Origin of the sequence: Flavobacterium rhizosphaerae, from assembly GCF_046000445.1 — a bacterium.
GTDB classification, from domain to species: domain Bacteria; phylum Bacteroidota; class Bacteroidia; order Flavobacteriales; family Flavobacteriaceae; genus Flavobacterium; species Flavobacterium rhizosphaerae.
Genome location: NZ_JBELPZ010000009.1, coordinates 55,396 through 69,290, shown reverse-complemented (window position 1 = coordinate 69,290; position 13,895 = coordinate 55,396). Strand labels below are relative to the sequence as shown.

Sequence of the window (13,895 nt, the reverse complement as noted above, 5' to 3'; positions counted from 1 at the left end):
TTAAACTGATTTAACGGTTATACCATACAAGCCTTCTAATGCCTCAAGTACCATTGGGGCATTTTTTTTGCGGGTGCTTATGGTTATCTGGCAGTCCAGTTCCATTTTTTGAGAAACAATATTCAGGTTCTTTTCTTTTATTACCCGCATTACCTTATTCATGTCGGGATAACCAAATGCAAGGGTAAAGTGTTCGTCTATAGTTTTTTCAATAATTTGTGATGCTTCCAAGGCCATTTGTGCCGAAGTGCGGTAGGCCGATATAAGCCCACCCACGCCCAGCTTTACCCCGCCAAAGTAACGTACTGATACTACAAGCACATTTGTAACGCTAAAACTCTGTATCTGTCCGTAAATAGGCATACCGGCACTGTTGTTAGGTTCGCCGTCATCATTAGCGCGGTAATATATGTTGGGTTCGGTACCCAATTGATAGGCATAACACCAATGGCGTGCCTGGTGGTGGTGTTTCTTTATTTCCGACAGTATCTCTTTTACTTCATCCTCATTACTTACCGGGAATGCATACCCAAAGAACTTGCTGTTCTTTTCTTTAAAAAGGGTTTCTTCGCCCGGTGCGGCAATGGTTTTATAAATGTCTTCTTCCATACAGTTGCAAAGATACTATTATACCAGGCAAAGCAAAAATTATGTACATTGCAATAAACCAATTAACCGGAATATGAAATACTTCTAAATTTTCATCATCTTTTTGGTAATTAGCTGTGAGAGGAAAGATACGGCTATACAGCAAAATAATCAGGATGAATGGGATAAAAATAATAACCAGGAAATTTATCCTCATAATCTGAATTTATTAAGTTCTAAAAATCTAACAAAAACTTATTTGCCATATTTTATTTCTGAATTTAAGAAGAAAAATAAAGATACTTTTTTTGCAAAGTTCAAAATATCAGAAACTGATGCAACGGAGCATATATGGCTTATGATGCTGCGTATTGATAATGATAGGTCATATGGAATCATTAGTAATGAACCTGCCGGCCTTAAACATATCATCTATGGCGACACGTTGACAATAAACATATGGCATGCCGAAGATATAATGATTATACGAAATGATTCTATATATTTTGGTGGTTTTTTGCAAAAAGAGATGGAGAAATAGATAGTATAACTTCTATCTGGAAGGAATAAAAAATGAAAATTCAAACTGAGGTAATAAAATTACTGTAGTGCTGCTTTAATAATGGCGGACAGTGTAAAGTAAACTTTAAACCTGAAACCTGAAACCTGAAACCTGAAACTTTTAATGTTACACCTCATGCAGGCTTAGCACCTTTTTTTTAAATAGCTGGGTTACATCTTCTTTCTCGGGGTTTAATGTCCAGGTTTGAAAGCCCAGTGCTGCTGCGGCATCCGTATTTTGTTTTTTATCGTCTACTACAAGTGCACGCTTTGGCTGTATCTCGTGCTTGTTCATCACATATCTAAAGGCTTCATAATCAGGCTTTCGAAGGCCTATTTCGTGCGAAAAATATACCTTTTCAAAACAACGGTAAAAATCACCGTAAAAAGATGGCCCGGCATCATCTTCAAACTTTTCTATGTGTATGGTATCGGTATTACTCAGTAAAAACAGGCGGTAGTTGTGCGATAACTTCTGTAAAAATTCCAGTCTTTTCAGCGGGAAATCTTTAATGCCTGCATTCCAGGCATCACGAATGGCATTCAATGAGGCATTATTGCTGTATTGCTGTATACCTTTTAAAAAATCATGTTCACTAATGGCGCCCCTTTCAAAATGGTCTTCCAGGTTGTCAAGCGCAGTATTCCATTGGGTTACACCCAGCGCAGCCAGGGCATCTTGTTTAGCCTTATTGTTTTTATTTATAAAAACATCGCCAAAATCAAATAGTATTGTATTGACCATAATTTCTTATTATTAAAAGTTCGTCATTCAATATTTTTTCCCTTGCGGCTATATCTCCTGTAAGGTGGGGCGCTTTAGTTCCGCTGCCAAAAACAGCCGTACCTTTAAAAACACGCGCCTCATCCCACAGCCCGGCATCTATAAAAGTTTGCAGCGTTTGCCGCCCGCCTTCTATAATGACGGATAGCAGGTTGTGCCTGTACAAAACACTGCAAATGTTTTGTGGCAGGGCATTATCAAACGTAATAGTTTCAAAAAAAAGGTTATCTAAATTAGGTAAATTAGCCTGTTCTGTCAAAATAATTGTCTTATTTTTTTGATTTTTAACAGAATAGCTTTCAGGTATCCTGCCGCTCCTGTCCAGCACCACACGCACCGGGTTATGCCCTGTCCAGCTGCGTACATCAAGCCCCGGGTTATCATCCAGCACAGTTTGGGTGCCCACTAATATGGCAGCCTCTTCGCTACGCCATTTGTGTACCAGCTGGCGGCTGTAGGGGGTGGTTATCCACACGGGCTTTTGCTCCTCTTTATGTTGCGGACTCAAAAAGCCATCGGCACTTTCGGCCCATTTTAATACAATATAAGGGCGTTGCTTTTCATGAAAATTAAAAAAGCGGCGGTTACTGTTGCGGCACTCTTTTTCAAGCAGCCCCAGTTGCACATGCCTTCCGGCAGCTCGTAATTTTTTTATGCCGTTTCCGGCTACTTTTTCATGCGGATCGGTTGTGCCTACTATAATGTTTTTAATACCTTTTTCAATAATAAGGTCGCTACAGGGTGGGGTTTTGCCGTGGTGGCTGCAAGGCTCCAGGCTTACGTATAAGGTAGCTTCGGGTATCAGGTGCCGGTTTTCAGCCCGTACCGAGTTAATGCAGTTTACCTCTCCATGCGGCCCCCCGTAGGGCGATGTATGCCCTTCTCCTATAATACGGCCATTATGCACCAGTACTGCGCCGACACCCGGGTTGGGCATAGCATTGCGCATACCTTTTTCGGCCAGTTCAAGGCAACGCTGCATAAAAATTTCTTCTGCCATGGTTTTGAGGTTGTTAATCAAAATTACAAAGTTTTTACACCTCTTTTTTATTAATATAAAAAAATGTGCTATATAATTTTACAAAAATAGTAGATTTGTATTATGGACGTGATGATTCGTGAGATACAACCGGATGATAATCCTTACATTGCCGCTGTAATACGTACTGTTTTTGAAGAGCTTGATGCCCCTAAAACCGGTACGGCTTATGCCGATACCTCGCTTGATAACCTTTTTAAAAACTACAATAAGCCAAATTCCGTATATTATATTGCACAGCAAAGCAATGGGCAAATTGCCGGCGGTGCAGGTATAGCCCCGCTTGATAATGGGCCGGATGGAGTTTGCGAACTGCAGAAAATGTATTTTTTAAAAACAATACGCAGTACCGGCACCGGGGCAGCCATGATACAAAAGTGCCTGCAGGCCGCAAAAAGTTTCGGGTTTACACAATGTTACCTCGAAACGCTTACTGATATGCATGCCGCGCAGAAGCTATATGTTAAAAGCGGCTTTACTTACCTTAACGCCCCGCTTGGCAATACAGGGCACAGCTCCTGCCCGGTCTGGATGATAAAAGAACTTGTTTAATATGCAGATGCTCCTTAAAGAATATAAAAATAATTTTATACAAACACTCTCGCATTGGTATGACCGTGCAGAAGCCGAACGTTTTTTTTATATGGCGCTTGAAGAGCTGAAAGGGTGGAAAAGGGTTGACCTTGCCATGAAACCTGAAGAATGCCTTACCGACGATGAAAAAGAGCAGTGGGATTTTGTATTGCTTGCACTGCGCCAGCAACGCCCTATACAATATATTTTTGGCAAAGCCTTTTTTATGGGGCTTGAGTTTGCCGTAAACCAGAATACACTCATACCCCGCCCGGAAACCGAAGAGCTGGTAGAACTTATTATAGCAGCACACAGCGGCAAAAAAATAAAAATACTTGATATTGGCACCGGTAGCGGCTGTATTGCCATATCGCTGGCAAAAATGCTGCCCGAAAGCGAAGTTTGGGCGCTGGATGTTTCGGAGGGCGCATTGGCAACTGCACAAAAAAATGCTGATGCTAACGGGGTACAAGTAACTTTTATGCAGCAGGATATACTTGCCTTAAAACAACTGCCGGAACGTTTTGATGTAATAGTGAGCAACCCGCCTTATGTGCGCGAACTCGAAAAAGCTGAAATAAAAGCCAATGTGATGGAGTATGAACCGCATTCTGCGCTTTTTGTGCCTGATACCAACCCTTTATTGTTTTATAAAAAGATAGCAAAACTTGCCCTTAAAAATCTTACTGAAGGCGGTATGCTGTATTTTGAAATTAACCAGTACCTTGGCCCCGAAACCCGTTGGATGGTAGAAAATACAGGCTTTACAAATGTGTTGCTCAAAAAAGACCTTTTTGGCAACAACCGTATAGTATCAGCAGTTAAACCCTGATTTATTCGTAACGCAATGCCTCTACCGGGTCTAGTGCCGCAGCCTTAATGGCAGGGTAAAGTCCGGATACAATAGTTACCACAACAATAGTAAGCAATGCAGCAATAAGCGCCACCCACGGCATTACAAACGCTATACCCATTATAGCGGCTATGCCCAAACCAATTAAAAGCCCCAGCACCACGCCTATAGCGCCACCCCAAAGGCAAATAATAAGCGTTTCGGTAAAAAACTGCATAGCAACAATGTTTTTTGTAGCTCCAAGTGATTTACGCACCCCAATCTCACGCGTACGTTCGGTTACCGATACCATCATGATGTTCATAAGCGCTACAGATGAACCAAAAATGGTAATAATACCTATTACCCATGCAGCGGTATTAAGTACCTGTGTGTCTTCAGCTAACGATTCTAAAAGCTCATCGCTGCGTTCTACACCAAAATTGTCTTTTTGCATTGGGCTAAGCCCGCGCACCCGCCGCATGGTAAGTATGGCCTGGTCTACCGCGCCGTTAAGCATATCGCGGTTGCCAATGCTTGCTTTTATTTCATAATCAATATTAGGTGCGGTAAATAAAGAGCGTGCCAGCTGTATGGGTATAATAACATTTAAATCCTGGCGGTTGCCAAAGGTAGACCCCCTTGCCTTTAAAACCCCGATAACCTTAAAACGTGCCCCCCGTATAGAAATGGTTTTGTCTATTGGGTTTACATCTTTAAAAAGCCCTTTTTCAAAATCAGAACCTATAATACATACATAATTGTTATTACTTACATCAAAACTATTAAAATTGCGGCCCTTTTCTGCTTCAAGGCCGGAGTTGGGCAGGTAATTTTCGTCAGCGCCTATAATGGTAATTTCAGGATCCGTTTTTTTTTCTCCAAATTTCACTTCGGCGCCACTTGCAGCTCTAAATGATAAAGAAACTGTAGAAACAGGGAACGCATAATCGTCCTGAAACTGCTTTGCCTGCGGGTAGGTTATTACCTCATTAACCCGTGCATTACGCCTGTTGCGGCCAATTTGCTCAGATAAATCATACCGGCTTATAGTAAAAGTGTTGGCACCCATCACCGCAAAATTGCCGGTTACAGAGTTTTCTATAACTGCCACACAGGCCAGCACGCCAACTAAGGCACACATGCCTATACCAATTATTAAAACAGTTAATATGGTGCGCAGCATCTGGCTTTTAATGGCCCCCAGCGCTATTTTTGTATTTTCCCGCAGCAGGTTAAACATCAGGTCTTAAATTTTAATGGGTACTAAATTACACAAATTATATAAGATTTGGCTTAACCGTTTCATCATTCCCCTTAACACAGCCGAAATGGCTATATTTGCAGTAAAATTTAAGAATACAGATGGCAAAACCGGGAATACCAAAAGGCACCAGAGATTTTTCACCGGCAGAGGTGGCAAAGCGTCAATATATTATATCAGCAATAAAACATCATTTTGAGTTGTTTGGCTTTCAGCCGATAGAAACCCCGTCTTTTGAAAACTCTGACACCCTTATGGGTAAATACGGTGAAGAAGGCGACAGGCTTATTTTTAAGATACTTAATAGTGGCGATTACCTTAATAAAGCGAATGAAGCTCTTTTACAAGATAAAGACAGCCTGAAGCTTACCCCGCAAATATCAGAAAAAGCCCTGCGATATGACCTTACGGTGCCATTTGCACGCTATGTGGTACAGCACCAAAATGAAATTGACTTTCCGTTTAAGCGGTACCAGATTCAACCTGTATGGCGTGCCGACAGACCACAAAAAGGGCGTTTCCGTGAGTTTTACCAATGTGATGCCGATGTGGTAGGCAGTACTTCGCTTTGGCAGGAGGTAGAATTTGTGCAATTATATGATGCAGTTTTTACCTCATTAGGACTTAAAGGCGCAACCATCAAAATAAATAACCGCAAAGTATTATCGGGCATTGCTGAGGTAATAGGCGCAAAAGATAAGCTTATTGATTTTACTGTAGCGCTGGATAAACTTGATAAGATAGGAGAGGAGGGCGTAAAAACCGAAATGCTTGCAAAAGGCATTAGCGAAGATGCTTTACAAAAAGTGCAGCCGCTTTTTAATTTTACAGGGACTATTGATGAAAAGCTAAATAAATTACAAACCCTTCTGGCTTCTTCTGAAGAAGGTTTAAAAGGGGTAGAAGAATTACGTTTTATCTGCGATAATACGGCAGTAGCGGGGTTAGGCCACTCAATGCTGGACCTTGATGTTACCCTGGCGCGCGGGCTTAATTATTACACTGGTGCCATATTTGAAGTTACGGCTCCCAGGGGCGTAGCAATGGGGTCTATTGGTGGCGGTGGCCGTTATGACGACCTTACAGGTATTTTTGGTTTAAAAAATATGAGTGGTGTAGGTATTTCTTTCGGGTTAGACCGCATTTATCTTGTGCTGGGAGAACTGGGATTATTTCCCGAAACGGTAACAGAGGGTACAAAAGTGCTTTTTATAAACTTTGGTGAAAAAGAAGCCCGGTATGCCTTACAGGCAATACAGGTATTACGCCGGCAGGGCATACGTGCAGAGTTATACCCGGATGCCGCCAAAATAGGGAAACAATTTCAATATGCAGATAAAAGGGGCATACCCTTTACAGTAGTAGTAGGGGACGAGGAAATACAGGCTGAAAGTTTTACACTTAAAAACATGGCTACAGGCACACAGGAAACAGTTACAAAAACAGCGCTTGCAGAAAAACTGAGATAAATAAATAAAAAATCCCGCTTGGCATAAGCGGGATTTTATAAAATCAACACAGCGCTGTTACTCAACAGTGTCAAGTATATTTACCTGGTTTTTTGGTACAGCACCGGTAAAATCCTGAAGAATTTCAATACCTAAAATCTCGAACGGGCGCTCAAGCTTAAGCCCGTTTGTATCAAGGTAATCCATTACAAGGTCGTCAAAACTGTCAGGGTGTAATGATATGGCTACACTGTCAGTTAACTCATTGTCAATAATAAAATTTCGAACGGCATCAAGAGTAATTTTTTCCATATAAGTAATGATTTAGGTTTGGGTAAAAATACATGAAACCACTGAATAAAGTATTGTTAAAAATGTTAAACGTTGTTAATTTAACATTTACCTTTAAATAGTAATGATAATAACACAAAAAATCTTACTGAAAACAATTTTTTTCTTAATTTACATGAAGCTTATAATGCCCCCACCGTCTTTACCAGACTTAGGTGTGCTGTTTATAACCTTATCCCAATCAAGGTCAGGGTATTTTTTTTCAAACTCTTTAATGTCGCGTTCCATCCTGTCTGTAACATATATTCTTGGCGAGCCGGGTTCGGCTTTATCTACATAGGTAAATTCGCCAATATAGGTTATGCCACCCTTTTTAACTTCAAAAGGTATTTCAAAATCTTTACTGTTGCTTATCATACCGTTAGAGCCTATATGGTCAAGATAGTTGTATTTTGTAAAAGCATAAGTTCCCGGTTTTCCTTCAATAACAATCAGGTAAGTTTTTTTATCATTAAAATCACCATTAAAGGCACTCTTTCCGTCATTACGGCCATTAATTAAAATTTTACCGTCATTGTGCTTTTTAAATTTTTTATCTCCCGATATAGGACTGTAAAAAAATCGGTACAAATCGTTTACAGGTATATCGCCCTCAAATGTTATAGTGCCCACAGCTATACCCGTATTGGGATTAGTGGTAAGGCTATCAGGGGAGGTAGTATAGTTTTGAGACGAACACGCAGCCAGTAGTAGTGTAACCAGTGCAAAAAGTTTATTTTTCATATAATCAGCATTTATTACAAAGGTACGGCAAAACGTATTTACACCTAAAGCAGTTTTTGCTATATTTGGTTTTAACTAACCATTATACCACCAATTATGAGGATATACATCATACTCCTTGCATCACTTTTGTGCTGTAAATCTTTTTGTCAGGTAAAAGAAAAAGAACAGGCAGAAATACTGGCCGAGGCCAGGCTTATGTATAACAGTGAGCGTGCCTCGTGGCTGGGCACCGATATATTTAATGAGCGGATGCCCAAGAAAATGGAAAATGAAGCCGGTGGCTATTTTAGCTATACCGCAGAGGATAAAAAACACAGATGTATTTTTTATGACCGTTCTGATACCCCTAAAATGCTCGCTTCTTTTATTTTTGATGATAGCTTTACACCCGAAGCGGTTGAGGTTGACACTGTAAAAAGAAATTTTACGGCGTATGAAAAAGATATGTATGATATAAAAAAAGGGGCACAGCAACGTGTAAATACAGACACGATATTTAAATTTTATGAAAACACAAATTATAATTTCATTCCGCTTATAACAGGCAAAAATAAAAGGGTATATATACTTACCGGTACTAACGAAACAGGTGTGGTAATACTCGGTAACGATTACCTTATAACGTTCGGCAAAAACAATACTATAAAATCGGTAAAGCCACTCCATAAAAATATTATACCGGTAAATTATGCCGGGGAGGGTCAGGAAGAAGTTGTAACTGTACACAGCCATCTTGAATCTACAGGAGATCTTATAACCGCTACCGATATTTGTACTTTACTATTATATGCACCTTATGCCCGTTGGAGGCAGCATTATGTGATGTCTAAAGATTATGTTTCGATATGGGATTGTGAAAAAGAAACACTTATGATACTCACCAGGAAAGCCTGGGATAAAATATCGGAATTTGCGAAAGACAAAAAAAGTGATGATAAATAGTAGGCAGGGGTATATTTTACAAACTTCATAAAAATTACAGGCGGATTTATTTAATATATTTATTATCAAAATAATACAATATATTTGTGATATAACCCTTAACCGCCTTAGTTATGAAGTTAAAAGTCCTACTACTTTTACTGGCTGCTGCAACCCTTACATCTTTTACCTACAGCCAGGCAAAAGAGTTTGATATTGTGGGTACGTGGCAGGCTACAAATAACGATCAGAAATTTATACTCACCTTTGATAAAGAAGGATATGCCACGCTACAAAAAGGCGGTGAGATAATAGGGGGGAAAGAGTTTACCCTTTATGGCGAAAAAGGGTCTATGACCTACAAACTAAATTATGCCAAAGATCCTGATGAGATAGATATAACTATAAGGCAAAATTCTACAGGCCGGGAAAAAGTGATTAAAGGTATTTTTAAAGTAATTAGCCTTGATGAAATGCTTCTGGCTATGGATTTTGATAACCGCCCTGCTAATTTTGACTCTGCAGAGGTAAGGCTCTTTAAAAAAGTAAAGTAAATAGCTCAACATCTATAATTTAACGTATAATTACCACTAATTAACAAGGCCCTATAAATTCGGTGCGTTAACTATGGCTACCTTTATCATTATAAATTATAAAGATAAAAAGTTATGTCACTAATCAACAACGACCGTACAGAAGGTACGGTAGCAAAAGCTATTGAAAAACAAACCGCTAAACTCCCGTCAGACATTTTTTTATGGGCTGCATTAGGCTCAATGGCTACATCAGCAACATTAAAATGTTTCGGAAAAGACAAAACGGCTTTATTTGTGGGCCAGTGGGCAGCACCATTTTTGCTATTGGGTATTTACAATAAAATTGTAAAAGTAGAAGGTAGCGATAAACAAGACAGTCCGTTTACAGGTTATGCTGAACCGGATGACGAAAATATTTTTGCAGATGCCTAACAAAAAAACAGGGCTGTATCTAAAAGTGATACAGCCCTGTTTTTTTTATAAATATTGTATTTATGCCTGCATGTAAATGCCTGTACAAACTATAAGGGCAACAATGCCTGCAATTATAAATTCTATTCTTTTAATAATAGTGTCTTTCTGGATAAAAGATTTATGAAGTTTATCCTTCTTTTGTAATACGTACGTTTTCATAGTCATTTCAGTTTATAGTAAGATTGGTTGTTGTAAAAATAATAAAACTATATTACAACTTCATTAATATTAACATTTAAATAGCTTATTACGGTCATAATTTAACATTTATTAGCTATTTTAAGGCTTTATCTGATAATTTTCCGATTGTAGAAAGGCATTTTATCCTCAACAAACTTTTGGCTAAATTTGCAGCTTAAGTTTTTAGCGGTTTGAAAAAAGAGATAATTGTACTTATAGGGGGGCCTGGTTCGGGTAAAACAACTTTAATAGACCATCTTAAAAATAGTGGCTACCTCTGTTACCCCGAAATTTCGAGGGAAGTAACACTCGAAGCCCGTCAGAGAGGTATTGAACAATTATTTTTAGAAAAACCATTGTTGTTTAGCGAACTCCTGCTGGAAGGCCGCAAAAAACAATACCAGAAAGCCCTTAAAGAGGAGGCAGCGGTTGTATTTATAGACAGGGGCATACCTGATGTATTGGCCTATATGCATTATATAGGCGATGCCTACCCGTCTTTTTTTGATCAGGCATGCAGGGATCATATCTATACCAAAATATTTTTTCTGCCACCATGGGAAGAGATTTATACCCCGGACGAAGCCCGTTATGAAAATTTTGAACAGGCAAAACTGATTGCCGGGCATTTGCATGAAACCTACAAAAATTATGGTTACAACCCAATAGAAGTGCCTAAAGATACACCTGATAAAAGAATTCTTTTTATCTTGGGGCATCTTTCAAAATAACTATGCAGCAGGCGCTCGATATCCTTAAAAAATACTGGCAGCACAACACATTCCGTACTCCGCAGGAGGCCGTAATTAACACGGTGCTCTCGGGTAAAGATGCATTTGCGTTAATGCCTACAGGGGGCGGCAAATCGGTTTGTTTTCAGGTGCCCGCACTCATGCAACCGGGTATCTGTGTGGTTATTTCACCTCTTATCGCGCTAATGCGGGACCAGGTACAAAACCTGGAAAAAAAAGGCATAAAAGCCATATCACTGGCCGGGAGCCTCTCGGTTGATGAGTTGAGCAACTTGTTGGATAACTGCCTGCATGGTAATTATAAATTTGTTTACCTCTCTCCCGAAAGGCTGCAGGCAGAGTGGGTGGCAGTGCGTATAAAGCAACTGCCGGTAAGCCTTGTGGCGGTAGATGAAGCCCATTGTGTGTCGCAATGGGGGCATGATTTTCGTCCCGCATATTTAAAAATAGCCGACTTTAAAAAAATGCTGCCCGATGTGCCGTTTCTTGCACTAACAGCTTCGGCAACCCAAAAGGTACAGCAGGATATTATAACACATCTGGGATTAAAAGACCCGGCGGTATTCAAAAAATCATTCTATCGCGAAAATATAGCCTACATGGTTTTTGAAACCGAAGATAAGCTATATCGCATCCGGCAGATACTTACTAAACATCCCGAGCCTTCTATTATATATGTACGCAACCGCAGGGCCTGCCATGATATGGCTTCTCAGTTAACAGCAATGGGCTACACCGCCACATACTATCATGGCGGGCTGAAAGAGTATGAAAAAGAAGCCAATATGCAACTATGGCTTAAAGACAGAGCACAAATAATGGTAGCTACCAATGCTTTTGGTATGGGTATAGATAAGCCCAATGTAAAAACCGTTATACATATACAACTGCCCGAAAATATAGAGAGTTATTACCAGGAAGCCGGGCGGGCAGGGCGTAATGGTAAAAAAGCCTATGCGGTATTGCTGGTAAATAAAAGTGATGTGCAAAATGCCCGTAACCAGTTTATTAATGTACTTCCTGATAAAGATTTTTTAAAAAAGGTATACAATAAAATAAATGCCTACCTGAAAATTGCGTATGGCGAGGGCACAGGAAAAACCTATGCGTTTGATTTTAATGAATTTTGCACGCGCTATGGTTTTAACCCGGTAAAAACCTATAATACATTATTGTTTTTAGACCGCCAGGGTGTACTTACACTTACCCGTGAGTTTTACCAAAAAGTAAAAATGCAGTTCATTATTTCCGGTAGGGAGGTGCTGCGTTACATAAGCCTTAACCCGTCTGATGAACCAGCCCTTTTAGTACTGATGCGCAGCTACCCGGGGCTTTTTGATATGGAAACTGCTGTAAATACCGTAATGATTGCTAAAAAAGCAGGTATTGCCGAAGGAGCATTGCTGGGGTTGCTGCAAAAGCTGCAAAAAAAAGAAATTATTTCATTACAGCTTTCCGGTACCGATAGCAGCCTTATATTTAATGAGGTGCGGGAAGATGTGCATACCCTTAGCCGCGTTAGCAAATACCTGTTGCGGCAAAACGAAAATAAGGTTAACCACTTAGAGGCCGTTATACGCTATGCTTTTGATGAGTCACATTGTAAAAGCCGCATTATTTTAGAGTATTTTGATGAACAAACGGATACCGATTGTGGTATTTGTTCCTATTGCATCACCAAAAAGGCAAATGTCGTTCCGGCAGATGTGGTGGCTAACGCTATACTCAGTACTTTGCGTACGGCTCCACTCGGTTCCCGGCAGTTGCAGGAACAATTGGGGTTTACCTCTAAAGACACTCTTTTTGCGCTTCAGTTATTGCTCGAAAATGAAAAAATAAGTATAACACCCAACAATGAATATATAATAATATAATATGGAAAAATTAAAAATAGTATTTATGGGTACGCCCGGCTTTGCTGTGGGCATACTGGACACTATTTACCAGAATAATTATGACATAGCCGCAGTAATTACCGCACCAGATAAACCTGCCGGTCGCGGGCAAAAGGTAAGTATAAGCGCGGTAAAAGAGTACGCACTGCAAAAAGGCCTTACAATTATGCAGCCCACCAATCTTAAGGATCCTGTATTTTTAGAAGAACTTAAACAATTGGGGGCAAACCTGCAGGTGGTAGTAGCTTTTAGAATGCTGCCCGAAGCTGTATGGAAAATGCCTAAATTAGGCACTTTTAACCTTCATGCCTCTTTATTGCCACAATACCGCGGCGCTGCCCCTATAAACTGGGCTATAATAAATGGTGAAGAGCAAACAGGCGTTACTACTTTTTTTATCGATGAAAAAATTGACACCGGCGCCATGATATTACGAGAGCAAATTGACATTAAACCTGATGAAACTGCCGGTGAGCTGCACGACCGCCTTATGGACCTTGGTAAAGATGCCGTAATAAAAACCCTTGCGCTTATTGAGACAGATAATGTACAAACAACCATACAGCCCCAAAGCAGTGATATAAAAACCGCATATAAGCTTAATAAAGAAAATTGCCGCATTAACTGGCAGGCCAGTGGTATAGAAATTTATAACCTTATACGCGGGTTGTGCCCTTATCCGGCAGCATGGACGTTTATAACGGATAATGAAACGGAATGGAATGTAAAAATTTACGAAAGTAAATTCGTTCCCGCAGACACGAGCGAACCCACAGGGACACTGATATCAGATAAAAAAAGCCTTAAAATTGCTGTTTCGGGTGGATATTTGGAAATTCTCAGTCTTCAGTTTCCCGGAAAAAAACGCATGTTTACACGCGATTTGCTCAATGGTATACAGTTTTCAGAAAATGCAAAAGCTTTTTAAATAGCCAAAAAACGACTTTTTTTATGAAATTATGTAAAAAACC

17 protein-coding genes are annotated in these 13,895 nt (G+C 40.0%); 10 read left to right on the top strand and 7 right to left on the bottom strand.

The genetic code is table 11. The features are described from left to right. Nucleotides 1–609 (bottom strand): IMPACT family protein, encoded by a 609-nt coding sequence (locus tag ABS766_RS10185; protein ID WP_408085041.1) that lies wholly within the window; start codon nucleotides 607–609, stop codon nucleotides 1–3. Nucleotides 610–847: 238 nt separating this feature from the next. On the opposite strand from ABS766_RS10185, the gene ABS766_RS10180 reads away from it, so the two are divergent. Continuing rightward, on the top strand, nucleotides 848–1,129 hold the full coding sequence (locus ABS766_RS10180) for a DUF2314 domain-containing protein (RefSeq protein WP_408085040.1): 282 nt from the start codon (nucleotides 848–850) through the stop codon (nucleotides 1,127–1,129). A 147-nt stretch (nucleotides 1,130–1,276) separates the two neighbouring features. On the opposite strand, the gene ABS766_RS10175 is transcribed toward ABS766_RS10180, so the two are convergent. Together ABS766_RS10175 and ribD are read right to left on the bottom strand one after the other, a co-directional pair. After that, the gene (locus ABS766_RS10175) at nucleotides 1,277–1,894 is read right to left on the bottom strand and encodes an HAD family hydrolase (RefSeq protein ID WP_408085039.1); all 618 of its coding nucleotides are present in this window, start codon (nucleotides 1,892–1,894) and stop codon (nucleotides 1,277–1,279) included. Beyond that, nucleotides 1,872–2,933: a bifunctional diaminohydroxyphosphoribosylaminopyrimidine deaminase/5-amino-6-(5-phosphoribosylamino)uracil reductase RibD gene (gene ribD, locus ABS766_RS10170; protein ID WP_408085038.1), complete on the bottom strand. Its 1,062-nt coding sequence runs from the start codon at nucleotides 2,931–2,933 to the stop codon at nucleotides 1,872–1,874. The genes ABS766_RS10175 and ribD overlap by 23 nt, the downstream gene beginning before the upstream one ends. Nucleotides 2,934–3,035: 102 nt before the next feature. Between ribD and ABS766_RS10165 the strand changes: the two genes are divergently transcribed. Continuing rightward, the gene (locus tag ABS766_RS10165; RefSeq protein ID WP_408085037.1) at nucleotides 3,036–3,524 is read left to right on the top strand and encodes a GNAT family N-acetyltransferase; all 489 of its coding nucleotides are present in this window, start codon (nucleotides 3,036–3,038) and stop codon (nucleotides 3,522–3,524) included. Between the two features lie 7 nt (nucleotides 3,525–3,531). After that, nucleotides 3,532–4,377, top strand: coding sequence for a peptide chain release factor N(5)-glutamine methyltransferase (gene prmC / locus ABS766_RS10160; protein WP_408085132.1), 846 nt, complete (start codon nucleotides 3,532–3,534; stop codon nucleotides 4,375–4,377). Between the two features lies 1 nt (nucleotide 4,378). On the opposite strand, the gene ABS766_RS10155 is transcribed toward prmC, so the two are convergent. Then, nucleotides 4,379–5,620 carry an ABC transporter permease gene (locus ABS766_RS10155; protein ID WP_408085036.1) on the bottom strand — a complete coding sequence of 414 codons (1,242 nt, stop codon included), beginning with the start codon at nucleotides 5,618–5,620 and terminating at the stop codon, nucleotides 4,379–4,381. A 122-nt stretch (nucleotides 5,621–5,742) separates the two neighbouring features. On the opposite strand from ABS766_RS10155, the gene hisS reads away from it, so the two are divergent. Beyond that, nucleotides 5,743–7,110: a histidine--tRNA ligase gene (gene hisS / locus ABS766_RS10150; RefSeq protein WP_408085035.1), complete on the top strand. Its 1,368-nt coding sequence runs from the start codon at nucleotides 5,743–5,745 to the stop codon at nucleotides 7,108–7,110. A 57-nt stretch (nucleotides 7,111–7,167) separates the two neighbouring features. On the opposite strand, the gene ABS766_RS10145 is transcribed toward hisS, so the two are convergent. Beyond that, entirely contained in the window at nucleotides 7,168–7,401 is a 234-nt protein-coding gene (locus ABS766_RS10145; RefSeq protein ID WP_408085034.1) for a hypothetical protein, read from the bottom strand. Nucleotides 7,402–7,551: 150 nt separating this feature from the next. Further along, the gene (locus tag ABS766_RS10140; protein ID WP_408085033.1) at nucleotides 7,552–8,163 is read right to left on the bottom strand and encodes a hypothetical protein; all 612 of its coding nucleotides are present in this window, start codon (nucleotides 8,161–8,163) and stop codon (nucleotides 7,552–7,554) included. Between the two features lie 96 nt (nucleotides 8,164–8,259). Here ABS766_RS10140 and ABS766_RS10135 point away from each other — a divergent pair, with 96 nt between their 5' ends. From ABS766_RS10135 to ABS766_RS10125, 3 genes are all read left to right on the top strand, one after another. Further along, nucleotides 8,260–9,108 carry a hypothetical protein gene (locus tag ABS766_RS10135; RefSeq protein WP_408085032.1) on the top strand — a complete coding sequence of 283 codons (849 nt, stop codon included), beginning with the start codon at nucleotides 8,260–8,262 and terminating at the stop codon, nucleotides 9,106–9,108. A 113-nt stretch (nucleotides 9,109–9,221) separates the two neighbouring features. Continuing rightward, complete coding sequence (locus ABS766_RS10130) at nucleotides 9,222–9,641, top strand: hypothetical protein (RefSeq protein WP_408085031.1); 420 nt, start codon at nucleotides 9,222–9,224, stop codon at nucleotides 9,639–9,641. Nucleotides 9,642–9,755: 114 nt separating this feature from the next. Then, entirely contained in the window at nucleotides 9,756–10,055 is a 300-nt protein-coding gene (locus ABS766_RS10125) for a hypothetical protein (RefSeq protein ID WP_408085030.1), read from the top strand. 60 nt (nucleotides 10,056–10,115) lie between these two features. On the opposite strand, the gene ABS766_RS10120 is transcribed toward ABS766_RS10125, so the two are convergent. After that, nucleotides 10,116–10,256, bottom strand: a complete 141-nt coding sequence (locus ABS766_RS10120) for a hypothetical protein (protein WP_408085029.1) — start codon at nucleotides 10,254–10,256, stop codon at nucleotides 10,116–10,118. 212 nt (nucleotides 10,257–10,468) lie between these two features. On the opposite strand from ABS766_RS10120, the gene ABS766_RS10115 reads away from it, so the two are divergent. The 3 genes from ABS766_RS10115 to fmt are packed head-to-tail and all read left to right on the top strand — an operon-like array spanning nucleotide 10,469 to nucleotide 13,852. Continuing rightward, nucleotides 10,469–11,008: an AAA family ATPase gene (locus tag ABS766_RS10115; RefSeq protein ID WP_408085028.1), complete on the top strand. Its 540-nt coding sequence runs from the start codon at nucleotides 10,469–10,471 to the stop codon at nucleotides 11,006–11,008. A 2-nt stretch (nucleotides 11,009–11,010) separates the two neighbouring features. Further along, a complete protein-coding gene (locus tag ABS766_RS10110; RefSeq protein WP_408085027.1) occupies nucleotides 11,011–12,903 on the top strand; it encodes a RecQ family ATP-dependent DNA helicase in 1,893 nt (630 codons plus the stop codon). A 1-nt stretch (nucleotide 12,904) separates the two neighbouring features. After that, entirely contained in the window at nucleotides 12,905–13,852 is a 948-nt protein-coding gene (gene fmt / locus ABS766_RS10105; RefSeq protein WP_408085026.1) for a methionyl-tRNA formyltransferase, read from the top strand. The last annotated feature ends 43 nt before the right edge of the window (nucleotides 13,853–13,895 follow it).

Excerpts from the sequence above, each read along its gene's own strand:
- ABS766_RS10185 (WP_408085041.1), bottom strand. The coding sequence starts at position 609 with ATGGAAGAAGACATTTATAAAACCATTGCCGCACCGGGCGAAGAAACC.
- ABS766_RS10175 (WP_408085039.1), bottom strand. The coding sequence starts at position 1,894 with ATGGTCAATACAATACTATTTGATTTTGGCGATGTTTTTATAAATAAA.
- ribD (WP_408085038.1), bottom strand. The coding sequence starts at position 2,933 with ATGGCAGAAGAAATTTTTATGCAGCGTTGCCTTGAACTGGCCGAAAAA.
- ABS766_RS10165 (WP_408085037.1), top strand. The coding sequence starts at position 3,036 with ATGGACGTGATGATTCGTGAGATACAACCGGATGATAATCCTTACATT.
- prmC (WP_408085132.1), top strand. The coding sequence starts at position 3,532 with ATGCTCCTTAAAGAATATAAAAATAATTTTATACAAACACTCTCGCAT.
- ABS766_RS10155 (WP_408085036.1), bottom strand. The coding sequence starts at position 5,620 with ATGTTTAACCTGCTGCGGGAAAATACAAAAATAGCGCTGGGGGCCATT.
- hisS (WP_408085035.1), top strand. The coding sequence starts at position 5,743 with ATGGCAAAACCGGGAATACCAAAAGGCACCAGAGATTTTTCACCGGCA.
- ABS766_RS10145 (WP_408085034.1), bottom strand. The coding sequence starts at position 7,401 with ATGGAAAAAATTACTCTTGATGCCGTTCGAAATTTTATTATTGACAAT.
- ABS766_RS10140 (WP_408085033.1), bottom strand. The coding sequence starts at position 8,163 with ATGAAAAATAAACTTTTTGCACTGGTTACACTACTACTGGCTGCGTGT.
- ABS766_RS10135 (WP_408085032.1), top strand. The coding sequence starts at position 8,260 with ATGAGGATATACATCATACTCCTTGCATCACTTTTGTGCTGTAAATCT.
- ABS766_RS10130 (WP_408085031.1), top strand. The coding sequence starts at position 9,222 with ATGAAGTTAAAAGTCCTACTACTTTTACTGGCTGCTGCAACCCTTACA.
- ABS766_RS10125 (WP_408085030.1), top strand. The coding sequence starts at position 9,756 with ATGTCACTAATCAACAACGACCGTACAGAAGGTACGGTAGCAAAAGCT.
- ABS766_RS10120 (WP_408085029.1), bottom strand. The coding sequence starts at position 10,256 with ATGAAAACGTACGTATTACAAAAGAAGGATAAACTTCATAAATCTTTT.
- ABS766_RS10110 (WP_408085027.1), top strand. The coding sequence starts at position 11,011 with ATGCAGCAGGCGCTCGATATCCTTAAAAAATACTGGCAGCACAACACA.
- fmt (WP_408085026.1), top strand. The coding sequence starts at position 12,905 with ATGGAAAAATTAAAAATAGTATTTATGGGTACGCCCGGCTTTGCTGTG.